At 69.0% G+C, this 20,051-nt stretch carries 19 protein-coding genes; 11 read left to right on the top strand and 8 right to left on the bottom strand.

Annotation, left to right across the window (positions count from 1 at the left end; genetic code table 11):
* Window positions 1-17 precede the first annotated feature (17 nt).
* Window positions 18-884, bottom strand: a complete 867-nt coding sequence (locus OC534_RS04760; protein WP_136004991.1) for a LysR family transcriptional regulator — start codon at window positions 882-884, stop codon at window positions 18-20.
* 171 nt (window positions 885-1,055) lie between these two features.
* On the opposite strand from OC534_RS04760, the gene OC534_RS04755 reads away from it, so the two are divergent.
* Window positions 1,056-1,427 carry an SMR family transporter gene (locus tag OC534_RS04755; RefSeq protein ID WP_017356454.1) on the top strand — a complete coding sequence of 124 codons (372 nt, stop codon included), beginning with the start codon at window positions 1,056-1,058 and terminating at the stop codon, window positions 1,425-1,427.
* A complete protein-coding gene (locus OC534_RS04750; RefSeq protein ID WP_017356455.1) occupies window positions 1,424-1,744 on the top strand; it encodes a multidrug efflux SMR transporter in 321 nt (106 codons plus the stop codon). The genes OC534_RS04755 and OC534_RS04750 overlap by 4 nt, the downstream gene beginning before the upstream one ends.
* Before the next feature lie 6 nt (window positions 1,745-1,750).
* Here the strand turns inward: OC534_RS04750 and OC534_RS04745 are convergent, their stop codons facing one another.
* Entirely contained in the window at window positions 1,751-2,575 is an 825-nt protein-coding gene (locus OC534_RS04745; protein WP_262071475.1) for an isocitrate lyase/phosphoenolpyruvate mutase family protein, read from the bottom strand.
* 136 nt (window positions 2,576-2,711) lie between these two features.
* Window positions 2,712-3,638: a LysR family transcriptional regulator gene (locus tag OC534_RS04740; RefSeq protein ID WP_262071474.1), complete on the bottom strand. Its 927-nt coding sequence runs from the start codon at window positions 3,636-3,638 to the stop codon at window positions 2,712-2,714.
* Between the two features lie 99 nt (window positions 3,639-3,737).
* On the opposite strand from OC534_RS04740, the gene OC534_RS04735 reads away from it, so the two are divergent.
* Together OC534_RS04735 and OC534_RS04730 are read left to right on the top strand one after the other, a co-directional pair.
* Entirely contained in the window at window positions 3,738-4,499 is a 762-nt protein-coding gene (locus OC534_RS04735; protein WP_262071473.1) for an SDR family oxidoreductase, read from the top strand.
* Between the two features lie 121 nt (window positions 4,500-4,620).
* The gene (locus OC534_RS04730; protein WP_026070831.1) at window positions 4,621-4,932 is read left to right on the top strand and encodes a DUF3817 domain-containing protein; all 312 of its coding nucleotides are present in this window, start codon (window positions 4,621-4,623) and stop codon (window positions 4,930-4,932) included.
* A 38-nt stretch (window positions 4,933-4,970) separates the two neighbouring features.
* On the opposite strand, the gene OC534_RS04725 is transcribed toward OC534_RS04730, so the two are convergent.
* The 5 genes from OC534_RS04725 to atpC form a co-directional block, all read right to left on the bottom strand.
* The gene (locus OC534_RS04725; protein WP_017356460.1) at window positions 4,971-5,306 is read right to left on the bottom strand and encodes a thioredoxin family protein; all 336 of its coding nucleotides are present in this window, start codon (window positions 5,304-5,306) and stop codon (window positions 4,971-4,973) included.
* On the bottom strand, window positions 5,275-5,757 hold the full coding sequence (locus OC534_RS04720; protein ID WP_262071472.1) for a flavodoxin: 483 nt from the start codon (window positions 5,755-5,757) through the stop codon (window positions 5,275-5,277). Before OC534_RS04720 ends, OC534_RS04725 begins: the two co-directional genes overlap by 32 nt.
* A gap of 9 nt (window positions 5,758-5,766) precedes the next feature.
* Complete coding sequence (locus tag OC534_RS04715; RefSeq protein WP_262071471.1) at window positions 5,767-6,807, bottom strand: ribonucleotide-diphosphate reductase subunit beta; 1,041 nt, start codon at window positions 6,805-6,807, stop codon at window positions 5,767-5,769.
* 91 nt (window positions 6,808-6,898) lie between these two features.
* Window positions 6,899-9,277 (bottom strand): ribonucleoside-diphosphate reductase subunit alpha, encoded by a 2,379-nt coding sequence (locus OC534_RS04710; RefSeq protein WP_051008630.1) that lies wholly within the window; start codon window positions 9,275-9,277, stop codon window positions 6,899-6,901.
* Between the two features lie 317 nt (window positions 9,278-9,594).
* Window positions 9,595-10,056 (bottom strand): ATP synthase F1 subunit epsilon, encoded by a 462-nt coding sequence (gene atpC / locus OC534_RS04705; protein ID WP_017356464.1) that lies wholly within the window; start codon window positions 10,054-10,056, stop codon window positions 9,595-9,597.
* A gap of 214 nt (window positions 10,057-10,270) precedes the next feature.
* On the opposite strand from atpC, the gene OC534_RS04700 reads away from it, so the two are divergent.
* Genes OC534_RS04700 through OC534_RS04670 form a run of 7 tightly spaced genes read left to right on the top strand, consistent with a single transcriptional unit; the run spans window position 10,271 to window position 19,867 of the window.
* Window positions 10,271-11,470 carry an MFS transporter gene (locus OC534_RS04700; protein ID WP_136004849.1) on the top strand — a complete coding sequence of 400 codons (1,200 nt, stop codon included), beginning with the start codon at window positions 10,271-10,273 and terminating at the stop codon, window positions 11,468-11,470.
* A complete protein-coding gene (locus tag OC534_RS04695) occupies window positions 11,467-12,642 on the top strand; it encodes an isochorismate synthase (protein ID WP_153164048.1) in 1,176 nt (391 codons plus the stop codon). Before OC534_RS04700 ends, OC534_RS04695 begins: the two co-directional genes overlap by 4 nt.
* 17 nt (window positions 12,643-12,659) lie before the next feature.
* Entirely contained in the window at window positions 12,660-14,312 is a 1,653-nt protein-coding gene (locus tag OC534_RS04690; RefSeq protein WP_136004845.1) for an AMP-binding protein, read from the top strand.
* A complete protein-coding gene (locus tag OC534_RS04685) occupies window positions 14,312-14,947 on the top strand; it encodes an isochorismatase family protein (RefSeq protein WP_026070973.1) in 636 nt (211 codons plus the stop codon). Before OC534_RS04690 ends, OC534_RS04685 begins: the two co-directional genes overlap by 1 nt.
* Window positions 14,944-15,198 carry a phosphopantetheine-binding protein gene (locus tag OC534_RS04680; protein WP_017357301.1) on the top strand — a complete coding sequence of 85 codons (255 nt, stop codon included), beginning with the start codon at window positions 14,944-14,946 and terminating at the stop codon, window positions 15,196-15,198. The genes OC534_RS04685 and OC534_RS04680 overlap by 4 nt, the downstream gene beginning before the upstream one ends.
* Complete coding sequence (locus OC534_RS04675) at window positions 15,195-19,106, top strand: amino acid adenylation domain-containing protein (RefSeq protein WP_262071470.1); 3,912 nt, start codon at window positions 15,195-15,197, stop codon at window positions 19,104-19,106. Before OC534_RS04680 ends, OC534_RS04675 begins: the two co-directional genes overlap by 4 nt.
* Entirely contained in the window at window positions 19,103-19,867 is a 765-nt protein-coding gene (locus OC534_RS04670) for a 2,3-dihydro-2,3-dihydroxybenzoate dehydrogenase (RefSeq protein ID WP_136004841.1), read from the top strand. The genes OC534_RS04675 and OC534_RS04670 overlap by 4 nt, the downstream gene beginning before the upstream one ends.
* Window positions 19,868-20,051 lie beyond the last annotated feature (184 nt).

Genomic DNA, 20,051 nt, shown 5'->3' with positions numbered 1-20,051 from the left:
TCGCCTTTGCGACCCGGTCACGCCTCGCGCGTGGCCCGGAACTGGTCCAGCAGCCACAGGGCTGCCGGCCCCAGCGGCGCATCCCTGGACCACACGGCATCGCAGGCGACCAGCCGCGGCCAGCCGGGCAGGGCGAGTTCGCGAAGCTGGCCGCGCCCGTAGCGGGCCACCAGCGCACGCGGCAGTTCGGCCCAGCCGAAGCCGTCTTCGGCCATCTCCAGCACCATCAGATAGTCCGAGGCGGCCCATGTCCGGCCGCGTGGCTGGCCGTTGCGTCGTTCATTGCCGCTCAGGCAGATCTGCCGGTGGCCGGCCAGATCTGCCTCATCGATGGCAGGGCGCTGCGCCAGAGCATGGCCGTGGGCAACGAACACGGCCATCTCGGCGCGCAGCGGCACCGCCCGTACCGCCAGACCGGCGGGATAGGCGGCCTGCTGCGGCAGCAACCCCAGATGGGCGCGGCCGCGCTGCACCGCGTCCAGCACATCCTCGCCCTCGGCATCCAGCCACTCCAGCTCGATGTCCGGAAAGCGCTGCTCGAAGCGCCGCAACAGGTGATGGGCGGGGTCGATCTGGTAAATGTCGGAGAACACCAGGCTCAAGCGCGGCTCCACCACATCGGCGAGGCGGATGCTGAGCTGCTCCAGGCGGTCGGCCGCGGCCAGCACGTCCTGCACATGGCCGAGTACCTTGCAACCGTCGTTGGTCAGTACGGGGTAGCGGCCACTGCGATCGAACAGGGTCAGCCCGAGGTCGGCTTCCAGCGTGGCGATCGCGGTGCTGATGGTGGACTGGGTCTTCTTCAGGCGGCGTGCTGCGGCGGAGAACGAGCCCAGCGCGGCGGCTTCGACGAACGCATGCAGGGATTCCGGGCTGTAGCGCATTGACGTATCGCCTTTTACGATGGAATCCATCTTTGATGTGATGGAATTGACGATGATAATAGGCGCCTCACCCGGGCGCCATCGCCCGTTCCGCGCATCCGCCGTTCCGGCCGATGCCCCGGTACCCCCGCGTCAGCAGGGCGCGCGCCGGCTGACATCAAGGAGCTCTCCATGCACACACAGGTGCATTCCCCGTCCCGTGCCCGTGGCGGCCTGACCGCTTGGTCCTGTCTGGTCGTGGCGATCATCGCCGAAGTGGTCGGCACCTCGTTCATGGCCCATGCCGCCCGTCATGGCGGCTACCTCGGCTATGCCGTGATGGCGGCCGCACTGGCCGTGTCGTACTACTTTCTGGCGCTGTCGGTGCGCGGCATCGCGGTCGGTGTGGCCTATGCAGTGTGGGAGGGCCTTGGCCTGACCCTGCTGACCCTGGTGGGCATCCTGGTGTTCAAGGACAGTCTGTCGCTGCAGCAGGCGCTCGGCCTGGCAATGGCGGCCGTCGGCATCGTCTGCGTCACGCTGGGCGAGGAGCACGGGCCGTGAACCTCACCGCATTCCTGTTCGTGCTGTGCTCGGCACTGATCGATATCGCCGCCAACATGATGGTCGCCAAGTCCGATGGCTTCCGCAGGCCGGGATGGGGCATCGGCGCCATCGTGCTGGTCTGGGTCGCGTTTGCGCTGCTCGGCCAGGCGGTCAGAACGCTCGACCTGGCCACGGCCTATGCGATGTGGGGCGCCATCGGCGTGATCGGCACCGCCGTGTGCGGCCGGGTGCTGTTCGGCAATCGCCTGCGCCCGATCGGCTGGGTGGGCATCGCTCTGGTCACCGGTGCCGTCGTGGTGCTGTCCAGCCACTGATCGGGGTCAGCGGAACAGTTGGTTCAATACAGCGCCGGAGGCCGCATCGGCGAACCCGTCGAAGCGGCCTTCGTCCCTCAGCAGCTGCGAGGCCCGCATCATCCCGCCCCACGCGGTCCGTGCCATCGCACCGCCCACGCTGACCCGGCGTACGCCCATGTCGGCGATGTCCTGCAGGGTGTAGGGTACCGCGCTGCCCACCAGCAGGTTGACCGGTCGCGGTGCCACCGCGGCGACCACGGCCTGGATCTGTCCGGCGGTGGTGATGCCGGGGGCATACAGGCAGTCCGCACCGGCGGCCGCGTAGGCGCGCAGGCGGGTGATGGCATCGTCCAGGTCGGGGCGGCCTACGAAGAAGTTCTCCGCGCGGCCGACCAGAATCACGTCTTCACCGGACGCGTCGATCGCATCGCGCGCTGCGCGTACCCGTGCCACCGCCTCATCCAGCGTGCGCAGCGGGTGTGCCGGGTCCGGTCCGGCATCCTCGATGGAAATGCCGGCCACGCCGGTGGCGATGGCGCGCGCCACGTTGTGGCCCACCGCCTCGAGACTGCCGAAGCCGTCGCCGAAGTCCGCGTTCACCGGCAGCGGCGTGGCCGCTGCCAGCGCGTGCAGGTGCTCCAACGTAGCCTCCAGTGACAGCTCGCCGTCGGCGTTGCCGTGGCTCCACGCGACCCCCGAACTGGTGCTGGCCAGCGCCGGGAAGCCGAGGCTGTGCAGGTAGCGCGCGCTTCCCACGTCCCACGGGTTGGGCAGCACGAAGCAGCCGTGGTCGTGCAACGTGCGGAAGGCCGCGCGGCGCGGGCGCGGATCGAAGGAAAGTGCCGTCATCGTGCGCATCCGGTAAGCAGGGGGCCGATGGTAGCGCCAGCGCGGGCCGTTCAGAACGCGAGCGTGCCACCGTTGTTGTCGGAGGAGCGCGTGCAGCCGCCGCGGTCGAGCAGATTCTCGACGCCGATCCCCAGCATCAGGTCGTGCCGTCCGGGCCCGACGTCGCAGCCAGCTCGGGCTGCAGCAGCGCTGCCATCCAGTCCAGGAACGCCGCCGCCCGACGCGGCAGGTGGCGCCGCTGGGCGTAGAGCAGGCTCACCGGCATGGGTTCGGCCACGCACTGCGGAAGGATCTCCACCAGCGCGCCACTGGCCAGCGCCTGTCGGGCACCCAGACGGGGTACCTGGATGATGCCGAGCCCGGCCAGCGCCGCGGCGGTATAGCTCTCGCCACTGTTGACCGTTACCGCGCCGTGCATCGGCAGGGTCCGGTAGCGCTGCCCGTCGTGGTACTCGAAGCCGGGCGGGCGCTGGCCCAGCGTGCCCACATAGTGGACCAGCGCGTGAGCGGACAGATCGGCCAGCGCATGCGGCACGCCTCTCGCCGCGAGGTAGGCCGGGCTGGCGCAGTTGACGATGTGCATCCAGCCCAGCGGCCGTGCGACCAGGGTGTTGTCGTCGAGCGGTCCGACCCGGACCACGCAGTCAAAGCCTTCGCGGATCAGATCGACGCGGCGGTCGGTGCCGCTCAGTTCGATCTCGATCCCCGGGTGCCGGGCCAGGAAGTCAGGCAGGTGCGGGATCACCAGGTGCCGGGCCAGGCCGCTGGACATGTCCACCCGCAGCCGGCCCGTCAGTTGGCCGGTATCGCGGCGGAACATGCCCTGCAGCTCTTCGATGTCATCGAGCAGGTCGCGGGCGCGCTGCTGGAACCGGGCGCCGTCGGCGGTGAGTTGGACCCGGCGCGTGGTCCGGTGCAGCAACTGCACACCGACCTCGGCCTCCAGCCGCTGGACCGCCAGCGACACCGAGGCCTTGGGCAGGCCGAGCGTATCGGCGGCGCCGGTGAACGAGCCCAGTTCGGCGACACGCAGGAAGCTGCGGAGCTGGTCGAGGCGATCCACGGATTGTTCGCTCTGGTTGGACAGTAAAATCAGGATCGCGCGATTTATCCAGCCCGGCAACACCAATACGCTGCACCTCTACCCACGCAGGAGAGTGAGATGAGCGTTCAGAACCGTATCGTGCTGGTGACTGGCGGGAGCCGTGGCCTCGGGCGCAATGCCGCATTGGCCCTGGCCGCCGACGGCGCCGATGTGATCCTGACCTACCGCAGCCAGGCCGATGCCGCCCACCGGGTGGTGGCGGATGTCCAGGCGCTGGGTCGCCGCGCGGCGGCCCTGCCGCTGGACATGGCCAGCAGCGCCAGCTTCGGCGACTTCGCCGGACGCGTGCGTGACACGCTGCAGGGCTGGGGCGCGTCCCACCTGCAGGGCCTGCTCAACAACGCAGGCGAAGGTCTCTACGCGCCCATCGCCGAGACCACGCCGGACCAGTTCGATCATCTGGTGGCCGTGCATCTGAAAGGGCCGTACTTCCTGACCCAGGCGCTGTTGCCGTTGATTGCCGATGGCGGTCGCATCCTCAATGTCTCCAGTGGCCTGGCCCGCTTCTCGCTGCCAGGCAGCTCAGCCTACGCCATGATGAAGGGCGGGGTGGAGGTGTTCACCCGTTACCTGGCCAAGGAGCTGGGCGAACGTGGCATCAGCGCCAACACGCTGGCACCGGGCGCGATCGAGACCGATTTCGGTGGCGGCCGCGTGCGTGACAACGCGCAGACCAATGCGATGGTCGCCTCGATCACCGCACTTGGCCGCGCCGGGCAGCCCGATGACATCGGGCCTGTCGCGGCAATGCTGTTGTCGCCCGGTACCGGCTGGATCAATGCACAGCGGGTGGAAGCGTCCGGCGGCATGTTCGTGTGAGCGCGGCGGACGTGCGGCCGCCGGTCGCACGTCCGCAAACGGGTCGTATTCTCAGCAAGCCGCTATCATGGTGGGTTCCGATGACTGCGACGCCGAGTGTGACGTGAACGCAAAACCTCCGATGCACCCGATGGGCCGTGTGTTCGCCACCGTCGCCTTCATCGAAGCCCTGACCTGGGCCGGCCTGCTGATCGGCATGTACTTCAAGTACCAGGCCGCCGATCCGAGCCCGGTCGGCGTGCGCCTGTTCGGGCCGCTGCACGGGATCGCCTTCCTGGCGTATGTCGTGGTTACCGTGCTGGCTGCAGTGAAACTGCGCTGGCCGTGGTGGGCCGCGTTGGTGGCGTTGGCCGCCGCCATCCCGCCGCTGGTCACCCTGCCGCTGGAGGGGTGGTTCAAGCGCCGCGGCCTGCTGGCCGCCCGCGCCCGGTAACCAGGTCGGCGCGCCGGGGGAGCGGCTGGAAACCGCCGCTACATCCCGGTGCCGCCCGCCGCCACTGCAGCGCGGATCTGCTGCGGTGTCTGGAAGCCAGGCAGCCGGGACACTTCGTGCCCGTCACGCACCAGTTGCAGCGTCGGGGTCTGGCGCAGCCCAAGGCTGCGGAAGAATGCCTCGCCGAGCGTTTCCAGCTTCACGTTGAGCAGCACCACGCCCTCGGCCTGTGGGGTCGCGGCGAACGCGGCCAGCGACAGCGCCAGCATCCGGCAGCCGGGGCAGTTGTCCTTGTGGAAATCGACCAGCACGGTCGGGTGCGCGCGCAGCGCGGCGTGGTAATCATCCGGCGTGGTGGCGTGCAGGGTCAGCATGGCGCAGGGCCTCGATGGCGGCCGATACGTGATCGGCCCAGTGGTGGATGGTGCGGGTGTCGGCATCGCCGTGCGGCATCTGCTCGATCTCCAGAACCGGGTGCGGGGAACCGAAGAACCGCGCCAGCCGATGCGCCGCACCGCAGTAATACTCCTGGCCCCATTGGGTCTCGCCGGTACCAAACACCGCCACGCGCGCTGCCGGCGGCATTCCGGGGCCGTCGTGCAGCGTGGCGACGAACTGCTTCATCTCGGCCGGCGTGCGGCCGGCATTGTCGGTCCAGCAGCCCAGCAGCAGCGCATCGCGCGGCTGTCCAATGTCCGCTGCGTGCGCGCCGTCCACCTCCACGCACCGCACCACATGCCCGTGCATGCGCAGCCGTGCCGTCACGATGCGCGCGACCTCGCGGGTGTTGCCACTCAGGGAGGCATAGGCGAGCAGTACATGCATCGGCGTGGCCTACAGATCGTCGAAACCGTTGTCCGAACTGGTCTTCTTGTAGCTGGCATTGCGCATCTCGAAGAAGTCCGTCTTGGTCTCGGTGAAATTGTCGGCGTAGGCCTTGATCCACGGCATCACGTTGACAGTGGTATCGCTGTACAGCTTCTCGATGCCGAGCATGCCGGCCATTTTGTTGGCGCGGTACTTCACGTAGCGGATCATCTCGTCCACGTCGATGCCGTCGATACCGTCCAGCACTTCGCCGGTCCAGCGTGTTTCCAGCGCGATGGCGTGCTCGAACGCGTCGTGTACGTAGGCGGTGAGCTGTTCGCCCTGCAGTTGCTGGTTCTCGCCGACGATGGCGCGGATCAGCTCGCTGATGAACTTGGTGTGCGCCAGTTCGTCGCGGTTGATGAAGCTGATGATCTTGCCGGTACCGGTCATGCGGTTCTGCCGCACCAGGTTGTAGAAGAACGCGAACCCGGAATAGAAATTGATGCCCTCCAGGATCGACGACTGGATCAGCGCGCGGATCAGCGTCTCGGCGGTCTTCCCGCGCATGAAGTCGTCGTAGGACTGCATGATCGGCGTGTTGCGCGCCAGGATCGTCGGATGGGTCCGCGCCAGCTCGAACACCCGGTTCTGATCGGCCAACCCGGCAATGGAGGCCAGTACATAGCTGTAGCTCTCGTTGTGGATCACCTCCTGCTGGCCGATGATCGCCGCGTTGGCGTGGGCGGCCGGGTCGGTGATGTACTCGGCCACGTTGTAGATGAAGCGGGTCTGCGGCGAATCCAGCGTGGCCAGCAGACCGATGATCGAGTCGTACGCATTCTTTTCGCGGGCCGACAGCTCGCCGTACTGGCGGGCGTCGCCCTTCATGTCCACTTCGTCGGGAATCCAGAAGTTGGTCGACAGCTCCTTGTACGCCCGGTAGAAGGACGGGTAGGGGATGTCGTTCCAGTTGAGGATGCCACTGGTGCGGCCGTTGATGATCCCGGTGGAGCGGTTGGGATGGCGCGGTTCGAGGATCCTGATGCGTTCGAGCGGCGTTGCCATGAGGTGTCCGGAGTTGATCCCCCTGCGGCAGGGGGGGCCGCGAAGCGGCGGGGTGTGGGTACCGGTGGGGAGGCGGTGCGGAGGCGCCGTGCTAGCTCCCGCACCATTCGCATTCGTCGATATCGATATCGTTCGAGCGCACGTAGTACGTCGTCTTGAGGCCTTCGCGCCACGCGCTCATGTGCAGCGCGAGCAGGGTGCTGGCGCGGATGGTGCTGGGCACATACAGGTTGAAGCTGATCGACTGGTCCACGTGGCGCTGGCGGCGCGCGTTCTGCCGGATGCTGGCGAACTGGTCCAGCCGGTAGGCCCCTTTTTCGTAGTAAGGGTAGGTGTCCAGCGACAGGCCCGGCGCGGCCACCGGGCGCCGGAAGTCCTTCTTTTCCTCGTAGTAGAACGCCCCGTACACCGGGTCGATCGAGGCGCTGGAGCCGGCGATCTGCGCGGTGCTCATATTGGGGGCCACAGCCATCAGCCAGCCGTTGCGCAGCCCGTGCACGCCGACCTGCGCGGCCAGCTCCTGCCAGGCCGGGCTGTCGTAACCACGGGCGCGGAAGTACTCGCCGTTGTGCCAGTCGCTGCCGAGGAAGGCGCTGTAGCGTCCCTTTTCCTCGGCCAGGCGCATGCTGGCCTGGATGGCCAGGTAATTGATGCGCTCGTACAGCGTGTCGGCGTAGTCCTCGGCCTGGCGCGCGTCCCACGCGATGTGCTGCTGGGCCAGCAGATGGTGCCAGCCGAAGGTCCCCAGCCCGATCGCACGGTACTTGCGGTTGGTGATGGTGGCCTGCGGCACCGGCAACTGGTTGAGGTCGATGACGTTGTCGAGCATGCGCACCTGGATCGGTACCAGCCGCTCCAGGACATCGCTGGACAACAGGTCCGGCGCCGCAGTCACCGCGCGGCCGAGGTTGATCGAAGACAGGTTGCACACCACGAAATCGCCGGCCTGGCGCGTGGTGACGATCTGGTCGCCGCTGATCATTTCCTGGATCAGCCGCGTCGGGCTCATATTCTGCAGAATCTCGGTGCACAGGTTGCTGGAGTACACCTTGCCGGCATGCTTGTTGGGGTTCATCCGGTTCACTTCGTCCCGGTAGAACATGAAGGGGTTGCCGGTCTCCAGCTGGCTGACCATGATCCGCTTGAACAGATCGATCGCCTTGATCGTGCGCCGCCCGATGCGCTCGTCGGCCACCACCTCGGCGTAGCGGTCGCGGAAACTGCCCTGGCCGCGCTGTTCGTCGTGGAAGTCCTGCAGGTACCAGCCCTTGATCCGCTTGACCTCGTGCGGATCGAACAGATACCAGTCGCCGCGCCGCTCGACGGCCTCCATGAACAGATCCGGCAGGCATACCGAGGTGAACACATCGTGCGCGCGCAGGCGCTGATCGCCGTTGTTCAGGCGCAGGTCGAGGAAGTTCTCGATATCGCGGTGCCACACATCCAGGTACACCGCGATGGCGCCCTTGCGCTGGCCAAGCTGATCCACGCTGACGGCCGTGTTGTTGAGCTGTTTGATCCACGGCACCACGCCGCCGGAGGAATTGGCGACGCCGCGGATCGATGCGCCGGCCGAGCGCACATAGCCCAGGTACGCGCCTACGCCGCCGCCGTGCTTGGAGACCCGCGCCACGTCGGTATTGGAGTCGTAGATGCCCTGCAGGCTGTCGTCGACAGTATCGATGAAGCACGACGACAACTGGCCAGCCACCTTGCCGGCATTGGCCAGGGTCGGGGTGGCCACTGTCATGTACAGGTGCGACAGCGCCCAGTACGCTTCGCGCACCAGCAGCATGCGCCGGCGCCGGCTGCGGTCGCCACTGCGGTGCTCGTGCTGCATCAGGTACAGCGCGATGGTCAGCCAACGCTCCTGCGGCAGCTCGTACACGGCGCGCGAGTGATCGGTGGCCAGGTAGCGGGTGGCCAGCAGATACAGCCCGTTGTAGGCGAACAGCAGGTCGCGGTCCGGCTCGATCATCCGGCCGGCTTCCTCCAGTTCTTCCTTGGAATATGCCTTGAGGATGTCGATGGAATACACATTGCGGTCGGCCAGGCTCTCCTGGAGACCCACGTAGGAGCCGTATCTGAGAGCCGCATCGTAGAACCGGTTCTTGCTGGCGCGCTTGTACAGTCGGCGCAGGTACAGGCGTGCGGCGAAGTGCTCCCATTCCGGCGCGGTGAGATCCACGCGCGATTCCGCTTCGCGGATCAGCAGGTCCACCATCTCATCGGCGCTCAGCTGCTGCCGGCGCGCGAGCAGGGCCAACACGCCGTCCCGATAGCCGGCCAGGTCCAGCTGCGGGAACTCGGCGTGTACGGTCTGCAGCGTCCGCTCCAGGCGCTGCCGGTCGAACGGCATGCGGCGGTTGCCGCCTTCCTTGGTAATCCACAGGGCCGTATCGGCCGCAGGCAGGGCCGGGTCCGGCAGCGTGCAGCTGTCGGCGGCGGCGGAGGTGTCTTCGTTGCTCATCGGAATTCCATGCAGGACGCGGTTGTCGTGGCGCGATGCGCGCATCGCGGCGGCCGGTCGGGCGTCATGGAGGCGGTGTCCTGCGGGGGCAGGTGGTCGGAACCGGTGCGGACCGGCGACCTCGGGTGTGCTTCCAGACGTCGTTCGCGGGGTCACGCCGTGCGGGGTGCAGGGACGTGACGGAACACCGGGCCTGGCGGAAGCGGGGAGCCGATGAACACAACATAGTGTGGGTCTGCCTCATCGTCAACATCATATGTTGGGCTGTCGCCCAACAAGAGGTGACCAAATGCCGCAGTCCAACGCTGCGGCGGCGCCTACCGCCAGCGGCGCCTTTCCAGGATCACGGTGCGGTCGTGAACCAGTTGGGCGTGCAGCCGTGCGTAGGCCATGTCGGTGAACGCGGCGGCCATCGGCGAGGCCGCCGCATCGCGTGCGGTCTGCGCCCGTGCGGCATCCAGGTTGTCGCTGCGCAGTGCGAGGTCGGCCAGCACGATCACCCGGCCCGGCTGCACCTCCACATAGCCGCCCGATACGTAGATGTGCATCGGATGCGCCTCGGCGACCGGATGGATCGTGAGCATGCCTTCGCGCAGCGTGCTGAGCAGGGGCGTGTGCTGTGCCATGACACCGAACTCGCCCTGGCTGCCGGGCAGTCGCACCTCGCGCACGTCGCCGGACCACAGTTCGCCGGTCAGGCTGATCACCTGCAGCGCGACAGGGTGCGTCGTCGTCGCGATGAACGCCGGCAGCGCCGTGGTCGGGCGGGGGGTAGCCATGATGGTGCACCAGGTCGAGGTGCACCGAGCTTAGCCGCGTGCCTGTGTGCGCGAATTGATGACTGAACGTCCGCCATCGTCATCGCCATTTCGCGAATGCGAACTGTTATCATTTGATCCGATAGCCACATTGATCACCGATCAGTGAAGCCGATCAATCAACGCGCGTGGGCGGATCCGCGCGCGCCATCCATTCTGATTGGCAGTGGTCCTCATGCACGCACGCTCCACGGTTTCTGGACTTCCCGCGCTGGTATTCGCCGCGCTCGTCGGCACGATGGCGATGATGTCCTTCGTCGCGGTGATCGGTCCGGTGGTGCGCCTGCTTGGCCTCGCCGAATGGCACGCCGGTCTTTCCGTGACGGCTGCGGGAGTGCTGTGGATGCTGTCGGCACGACGCTGGGGCATGCTCAGCGACCGGATCGGCCGGAAGCGGGTGCTGTTGATCGCGCTGGCCGCCTACGCGGCGATCTACGTGTTGATGGCGGTCTTTGTCGACAACGCGTTGCAGTCCCCGCCCGCGTTGTGGGTGTCGGTGCTTGCGCTGGTCGGCACACGGGCACTGGTGGGCCTGTTCTACGCCGCTGTGCCGCCGACCGCGGCCGCGCTGGTTGCTGACGAGGCCGCGCCCGGCCAGCGGGCGGGGGCGATGGCCAAACTGGGGTCGGCCAATGCACTGGGCATGGTGGTCGGCCCTGCCGTCGCAGGCTGGATCGCATTCCAGCATCTGTCGCTGACGCTGTACATCGCCGCACTGCTGCCGGTGCTCGCGTTTGCGGTGATCGCGTGGCGGTTGCCTGCCCACGGGCCCGCAGCACCCCGCCAGGACGGGCCGCGACCACGTCTGGCCTGGGGCGATGCGCGCCTGCGACTGCCCGTGCTGGCGGTCTTCGCTGCAATGATCTCGGTCACCATCGCGCAGGTCACAGTGGGCTTCTTTGCGATCGACCGGCTGCAGCTGTCGCCGGCCGATGGCGCCCGTGTGGCGGGGTTGGCGCTGACGGCCGTGGGCGTGGGCCTGATCCTCGCGCAGGTGCTGGTGATGAAGCTGTCGCATATTCCGCCGCGACGCTGGATTGCGGTGGGCGCATTGATCGCCGCGATCGGTTTCGCATCGGTCGCGGCGGTGGCAACGTCGTGGCAGCTGCTGCTGGCCTACGCTGTCGCCGCGTTCGGCATGGGCTTCGTGTTCCCCAATTTCCAGGCGCTTGCCGCCGACTCGGTCGAGGCCGGCGAGCAGGGCGCAGCGGCCGGCACAGTGGCCGCCGTGCAGGGCCTGGGCATGGTGATCGGACCGATGGTGGGTACCCTGATGTATCAGTGGTCGCCCAGCGCGCCGTATCTGCTGGTCGGCGTCCTGCTCCTGCTGCTGGCGACGGCGGCAGCCCTGCACGGCCGCGGCGGTGCCGCATGAGCGGGACGCTCGCCGCCGGGGCACTCCGGGATGACGTGGCCGAGGCGGTCGGCCCGGCGCAGGACGCACCACTGTTCCTGCTGCGCGCTCCCCGGCGCAGCCTCGCCGCGCACGGCTGCCGCGCCCGGCTGCCGGCCGGCACCACTGCGACGCTGGCAGAACGCGTCGCCCGGTTCTTCGCCAGCGCCAGGCCTGGCCCTGCGCTGCTGGTGGGTGCGCTGCCGTTCGACCCGGATGGGGACGACGCACTGTTCCAGCCCGGCAGCATGACGGACACGCTGCCGCCCGCGCCGCCCGCTGCGCCGGCCACGGTTGCCGACCTGCGGGCCGAGCCCGGCGGGGCCGCGTATGCGCAGGCGGTAGCAGACGCCGTCACGGTACTGCGCAGCCCCGGTGCCATGCTGCAGAAGGTGGTGCTGGCGCGCAGCCTGCGCGTGGCCAGCATCCAGCCGGTCGTGCCGACCGCGCTGGCCGCGCGACTGGGCCGTGACCCGAGCGTGGCGACGTACGTGGTGCCGCTGCCCGATCCCGGGGACGCGCCGGCCTGGTTGGTCGGCGCCACGCCCGAGCTGCTGGTGTCCCGCCGCGGGCCGCTGGTGTACTCGCATCCGCTGGCCGGCTCCGCGCGCCGCTGCGCCGATCCCGACGAGGACGCGCGCGCGGCCGAGGCGCTGCTGGCATCGACCAAGGACCATGACGAGCACCGCCATGTGGTCGAGGCGATCGTGGCCGCGCTGGCGCCGGTGTGCGAACACGTCGAGGCAACCGCGCAGCCATCGTTGCATGCCACGGCCAGCATGTGGCACCTCGGCACACGCATCCAGGCCCGGTTGAAGGACCCGTCCACGACAGTTGCCTCGCTGGTCGCGCGCCTGCACCCCACGCCGGCGGTCTGTGGCACGCCGCAGCGCCTGGCACTGGACACGATCCGTTCGCTGGAGCCGGTGCCCCGCGGGTTCTACGCGGGCGCGGTTGGCTGGACCGATGCGCAGGGCGATGGCGACTGGTATGTCGCCATCCGCTGCGCGCGGGTGCAGGGCCGACAGGTGCGGCTGTATGCCGGCGCCGGCGTGGTGGCCGGTTCGGACCCCGCTGACGAGCTGGCCGAGACCGCTGCCAAGTTCACCGCACTGCTGACCGCGCTCGGTGTCAGCGATGCCCCAACGACATGAAGCACCCGGAGCCTGCGATGACCGCCGCCCCCCCTTCTGGCAGACCCCCGCTGCGGCAGACCTGGCCGCCGGCCTTGGTGGCCCGCTACCGCGCTGCCGGCTACTGGCGCGGCGAGACCTTTCCAGGTTTTCTGCGCGAGCGGGCGCAGCAGCATCCCGACCGCATTGCGGTAGTGGGCGGTGACCTCCGTCTGACCTATGCGCAGCTGTGGCAGGAGGCAGGGCGCATCGGTGCCGGCCTCCTCGCGCTGGGCCTGCAGCCGGGTGACCGCGTGCTGGTGCAGCTCGGCAACGAGCCGGCATTCATCAGCGTCGTGTGCGCCCTGTTCCGCGCCGGCCTGGTGCCGGTGTATGCCCTGCCGGCACACCGCATCGGCGAAGTGGCGCACCTGGCCGCCAAGGCCGACGCAGGTGCATTCATCACCTCGGCCGTGCGCGATGGTTTTGACCACCGCAGCCTCGCGCGCGACGTGCAGGCGCAGGTGCCGTCGGTCCGCCATGTGGTCATCGCCGGAGAGGCCGAAGACTATTCTGCGCTGGATGACCTGGCCGGTGACCCGGCGCAATTGCCCGGCGATCCGGACCCGCAGTCCGTGGCGTTCCTGCAGATCTCCGGCGGCAGTACCGGCCTGCCCAAGCTGATCCCGCGTACCCACGACGACTACATCTATTCGTTCCGGGCCAGCAACGGCATCTGCGGCATCAACCAGGACAGCGTGTACCTGGTGGCACTGCCGGCCGCGCACAACTTCCCGATGAGTTCGCCCGGCTTCTTCGGCGCGCTGTATGCCGGTGCGCGGGTGGTGCTCAGCGCCGGTGCCGGGCCGGACGTGGCGTTTCCGCTGATCGCCCGCGAGGGAGTCACCTGCGTTGGGCTGGTGCCGCCGCTGGCACTGCTGTGGGCGCAGGCGGCGCAGACCACCGTGCATGACCTGTCCAGCCTGCAGGTGGTGCAGGTGGGCGGTGCCAAGCTGGTGCCGGAGGCGGCGCGGCGCGTGGTTGCCGGCCTCGGCTGCCAGCTGCAGCAGGTGTTCGGCATGGCCGAAGGACTGGTCAACTACACGCGCCTGCACGATCCCGAGGACCGTGTGCTCACCACCCAGGGTCGGCCGATCAGCCCTGACGACGAGGTGCTGGTGGTGGACGGGGAGGGCCGTCCGGTTGCCGACGGCGAGACCGGCGATCTGCTGACCCGCGGCCCCTACACGATCCGTGCGTACCACAACGATCCGGTCGCCAATGCGCGCAGCTTCACCGAGGACGGCTTCTACCGCACCGGCGACCGTGTGCAGCGCGTCGACGGCGGGTACCTGGTGGTACAGGGCAGGGCCAGCGACCATATCAACCGGGCCGGCGAGAAGGTGTCTGCCGAAGAGATCGAGGACCACCTTCTCGCCCATGCGGGCGTCTTCGATGCGGCGGTGGTGTCCCTGCCGGACCCTCACCTTGGCGAGCGCAGCTGCGCATTCGTGATCGCGCGTGGCGCGCCGTTGACCGGGCCGGCGCTGAAAGCGTGGGTGCGGGGGCGCGGACTGGCGGCGTTCAAGGTGCCGGACCAGATCGTGTTCGTCGACGCATTCGATACCACAGCGGTGGGCAAGGTCAGCCGCCGCGAACTGCGCGCTCACCTGCGCGCGCGTTTCCTGCAACCCGATGGAGTTTCGCCCTGATGGCACTGCCGACAATTCACGCGTATCCCTTGCCGCAGGCCGACGAGCTGCCGGCAGCTCGAGGCCCCTGGCGGCCAGACGCCGCGCGCGTGGCACTGCTGGTGCACGACATGCAGCAGTATTTCCTGGCCGCGTTCGCGCCGGACGCATCGCCGTTGGCACCGGCGGTGGCCAATATCGAGCGCCTGCTGGTGCAGTGCCGTGCACGCGGCATCCCGGTCTTCTACACGGCACAGCGCGGGCAGCAGGATCGACGCGACCGGGGCCTGCAGGCCGATCTCTGGGGGCCGGGCATGTCCGCCACCGCCGCGCACGAGACCATTCTCGACGCGGTCGCGCCCGCCGCCGGGGACCACGTGCTGGTCAAGCACCGCTACAGCGCCTTCCAGCGCAGCAATCTGCAGACGCTGATGCGTGCACGCGGCCGCGACCAGCTGCTGGTCACCGGGGTGTATGCGCACATCGGCTGTACCGCTACCGTGCTGGAGGCGTTCCAGCACGACATCGAGGCCTTCATTGCCGCCGACGCGGTCGCTGACTTCTCGCGCGATGACCACGACATGGCGATGCGCTGGATCGCGCGCACCTGCGGCGTGCCGATGACCACCGCGCAGCTGCTGGAGGCATTGGCATGAGCGTGCCGTCGCCATTGACGCTGGAACGGATGCGTGCGGATATCGCGGGCATGCTGCATGAAGCCCCCGACGCCGTGGGCGACGACGACCACCTGATCGACCTCGGGCTGGATTCGATGCGCGTGCTTGGCCTGGTGCTGGCCTGGAGCAACACCGGCATCGCGCTGGAGTTCAGCCACCTCGCCGAACACACCACGCTGCGCGCATGGTGGGCCGTGGTGCAGCGCCTGCAGGGCGCCGCCACGGCATGAACGCTCCGCACGCACCGGAGCGCCACGCGCTGACCGAGGCGCAGACCGGGCTGTGGTATGCCCAGGCAGTAGCGGCCGAAGCGGCGGCGTTCAACACCGCCCACGTAGTGTGGATTGACGGTGCGCTGGACGAGCCGGCCTTCGCCGCCGCTGTGGGCGTGGCCGTCGCCGAGACCGATGCGCTGGCGCTGAGATTCGCCGAGACCGACGATGGCGTGCCGGTGCAATGGGTGGATCCCGCCCAGCGTCCGCGCCTGGAATACGTGGATGTGTCGGCGCATGAAGAACCCGAGCAGGCCGCGCGCCAGGGCATGGACGACGACCGTCTGCGCGCGGTGGACCCGCGGCGCGACCGCCTGGCCGTGCAACGCCTGTATCGTCTCGGGCCGGCACGCTTCGCCTGGTACCTGCGGGCTCACCACCTGGCGACCGATGGCTATGGCATGGCGCTGTTCTGCGAACGGGTCAGCGCGCTGTATGCCGCCAGCAGGACGGCAGCGCCGGCGCCGGTGCCGCTCGCACCGCTGCGGCCGGTGCTGGACGAGGATATCGACTACCGCGACAGCCAGCGACGGGGCGACGACGCGGCGTATTGGCATGCCTACCTGCAGGCGGCTCCGCCGGTGGATGGCCCGGGCGGTCGGACTGCCGCAGCCTGCGCGGACGCGCTGCGGATCGAGCGCGAGGTCGAGCCGGCATGGTTGGTACGGGTGCAGGCCGCGTCCACCCGGACCGGCGTGCCGTGGCCGGACCTGCTGACCGCGCTTGTGGCGGCGTATTGCCAGCGCATGGCCGGTGCGGATGAAACCGTCGTGGGCGTGCCCTATATGGGACGGCTGGGCAGCGCCTCGGCGCGCGTTCCGGCGATGGTGATGAACGTGCTGCCCCTGCGCGTTGCCGGGGGCGCCGAGCCGGTGGCGACCTTCATCGCCGGCGTTGCCCGCGACCTGACCCGCGCACGTCGGCATGGCCGCTATCGCGGTGAGCAGCTGCGCCGTGATCTCGGGCGTGTGGGTGCACAGCGCCGCCTGCATGGACCGCTGGTGAACCTGCAGCCGTTCTATCGCCCGCTGCCACTCGCGGGCGTGGCTACCCGGCTGCAGGTGCTGGGGACCGGGCCGGTGGACGATCTCACCCTCGGGTTCCGCGGCGATGGTGGTAGCCGGCTGACGCTGGAAGTCGAGGCAAATCCCGCGTTGTACAGCCCGCTCCAGGCGCAGGCGCATGCCACGCGCCTGCTGCATTTCGTGACCCGCGCTCTGGATGCCCTGGACGCCCACGGTGCAATGGACGATATCGCCCTGGCCACGCCGGCGGAAGCACACTGGGGCGTGGTGGAGACCAACGCCACCGCCCATCCGCTGCCCGACACCCCCTTGGCGGCGCTGCTGGACGCTGGCATGGCGCTCCAGCCCGACGCCCCCGCCGTTGTCTTCGGCGCAACCAGGCTCAGCCATGCCGTGCTTGAGCAGCGCAGCCGCGCACTGGCGCTGCAGTTGCGTGCCCTCGGGGCCGGCCCTGGTACCCACGTGGCGATCGCCTTGCCGCGCTCGCTGGATCTGGTGGTGGCGCTGGTGGCCGTCGTGCGGGCCGGCGCTGCGTACCTGCCGTTGGACCTGGACCACCCGCCGGAGCGTCTCGCGCGCATCCTGCGCTCGGCCGCGCCGATCTGTGTGCTCGCCGAGGCCGAGGCGGCCATTCGCCTCGACGGCGCGGCCGTGGTTTCGCCCGCGCAATGGGCACGGGAGCCAGGCGCCGCTCTTGCGCCGCTGGCCGGACCGGCAGATGCGGCCTACGTGATCTATACCTCCGGCTCCACCGGCGAGCCCAAGGGCGTGGTGATCGAACACCGCGCCATCGTCAATCGCCTGCTGTGGATGCGTGACCACTACGGCATCAGCGCCGACGACCGCATTCTGCAGAAGACCCCCGCCACCTTTGACGTGTCGGTCTGGGAGTTCTTCCTGCCGGTGCTTTGCGGTGCGGTGCTGGTCGTGGCGCCGCCCGACGCGCACCGCGATCCGATACTGCTCGCCGACCTCGTGCGCACCCACGCCATCACTACGCTGCATTTCGTGCCGTCGATGCTGGCGGCATGGCTGGCTACCCCGGCCGTACATGGGCTGGCGCTTCGCCGCGTGTTCACCAGTGGCGAAGCGCTCGATGCCGAGCTGCGCGACCGCTTCCACGCCACGCTCAACGCCGAGCTGCACAACCTTTACGGGCCCACGGAGGCCGCAGTGGATGTGAGCTGGTGGCCCGCCGGGCCAACCGATGCCGCGCGCCCCGTGCCGATCGGTTTCCCGGTCTGGAACACCCGCCTGTACGTGTTGGACGCGCGCCTGCGTCCGCTGCCACCGGGCGTGACCGGCGAGCTGTACCTGGGCGGCGTGCAACTCGCCCGCGGCTACCTCGGCCGTGACGACCTCACCAACGAACGCTTTCTTGCCGACCCGTTCCTGCCGGGCGAGCGCATCTACCGCACCGGCGATCTCGCGCGCCGGCGCGAGGATGGCGCGGTGGACTATCTCGGCCGCACCGACAACCAGATCAAACTGCGCGGGCTGCGCATCGAACTGGGCGAGATCCAGTCCGCGTTGTGCAGCGCGCCGGGCGTCGAGCGGGCCGAAGTCCTGCTGCGCGAAGACCGTCCGGGCGAACGGCGACTGGTTGCCTACGTGGGCGGTGCGCCGCTGGACGTCACGGCGCTGCGCGCCCACGTGGCCGGTCTGGTACCGGACTACATGCTGCCCGCCGCGTTCGTACACATGGCCCAATGGCCGGTGACCGCCAACGGCAAGCTCGATCGCGCGGCGCTGCCGGCGCCGGCCGGCCCCGACAGCCACGGTTGTCCGTCGCGCACCCCGACGGAGCACGCGCTGGTGGCGCTGTTCGCGCAGGTGCTGCGCCACGACGCGCCGATCGGGATCGACGCCGACTTCTTCGCGCTGGGGGGGGATTCGCTCAGCGCGGTCCACCTGCTGCTGGCGATCCAGGCGCGTTGGCGCTGCGACCTGGGCCTGGGCGCAGTGTTCGCCACACCGACCGTGGCCGGGCTGGCGGCCCGGATCGACGCGCCGCCACAGACGGCCGATCACGGCCTTGCACCGTTGATCCGCTTGGCCACGGGCACCGACGCGCGCGCACCGCTGTTCGTGGTCCATCCTGCAGGCGGCATTGCCTGGAACTACCGCGACCTGGCGCGCAGCCTGGACCCGACCCGCGATGTATTCGGCCTGCAATCGCCGGCGCTGGACCCGGCGCGGGACCTTCCGGACAGCATCGAGGCGCTGGCGGACGCGTACGTGGCGCGGGTGCAGGCGCAGGCTCCGGAAGGCCCGGTGCACCTGCTGGGCTGGTCGGTGGGCGGCATCGTCGCCCAGGCGATGGCCGTCGCACTGCAGGCGCAGGGCAGGGCGGTGGGCATGCTGGCCTTGCTGGATGCCTATCCCAGCGACTGCTGGCGCGCGGAGCCCGAACCCGACCCGGTGGCAGCGCTGCGTGCGCTGCTGGCCATCGCCGGTCATGACCCGGACGCGCATCCCGAGCTGGACAGTCGCGAGCGCATTCTCGCCTTCCTGCGCCGCAGCGACAGCGCGCTCGGCAACCTGCCGGGCGTGGTGCTCGATGGCGTGGTGCGTGCGGTGACCGGCACCAACCAGCTGATCCGCGCCCATCACCATGCCCGCTATGATGGCCCGCTGCTGCACGTGCGCGCAGGGCTGGACCACGCCCATCGGCCGCATCTGCAGTCCAGCCTGTGGGCGCCGCATGCGGCCGTCGTCGAAACGATCGAGCTGCCGTTCCTGCATGCCGAGCTGACCGGTCGCGATGCGGTGGCACAGTTGGCCCCCGCGCTGTCGGCACGTCTGCAGCAGTGGGACGCCACACAGGAGGCATCCAGGTGAAACTGACGGGATTTGAAGGGACTGTGGCCGTGGTTACCGGCGCCGCAGGCGGCATCGGCGCAGCACTGGTGAGGCTGCTGCTGGACAGCGGCTGCATCGTGGTGGCCACCGACCGCGACGCGACGATGCTGCCGGCGTCGACGCGCACGCTGCACACGCGGACGCTGGACGTGGCCGATGCCCGCGCTGTCGACGCGCTGGTCGCGTGGACCGAGACCACGCTCGGGCCGATCGGGTTCGGCGTCAACGTGGCCGGTGTGCTCCAGGTGGGAACCGTTGCCGACACCGACGATGCACAGTGGCGGCACGTATTCGCGGTCAACACCGACGGCGTATTCCATCTGGGCCGGGCGTTGGCGCGGGTGATGACGCCGCGTCGTCGCGGCGCCATTGTCACGGTCAGTTCCAATGCGGCCGGCGTACCGCGTCACGGTATGGCGGCCTACGCCGCATCGAAGGCTGCCGCTACCATGTTCACCCGCTGCCTGGGTCTGGAGCTGGCGCCGCTCGGCATCCGCTGCAACATCGTCGCGCCCGGCTCGACCCTGACGCCGATGCAGACCGGCATGTGGGCCGACGAAAGTGGCGCCCAGGCCGTGATCGATGGCAATCCCGGTGCGTACAAGGCCGGCATCCCGCTGCGCAAGCTGGCCACGCCGGACGACATCGCGCAGGCCGTGATGTTCCTGTTGTCCGACCAGGCCGGCCACATCGCCATGAGCGATCTGTACGTGGACGGCGGCGCTACCCTGCGCGGCTGAGGGTTTGACAATGAGCAGGGATCTGGAAGCGGACGCGCTACCGCGGTGCCACACCGTGGCTGTTTGCACGGGTGACACTTGCCGCCTGCAGCTTTCATCTCCTCCCAGTGCGTAACAGAGGTCGTGAAGCACGTCGGATGACACCGTAGAATTGGCGTCCAGACGCAATTGCGAAGGACTCGAG

The sequence above is a fragment of the Stenotrophomonas sp. Marseille-Q5258 genome (assembly GCF_946900935.1).
Lineage (GTDB): Bacteria > Pseudomonadota > Gammaproteobacteria > Xanthomonadales > Xanthomonadaceae > Stenotrophomonas > Stenotrophomonas nematodicola.
This window is presented reverse-complemented; position numbering and strand designations above follow the sequence as displayed.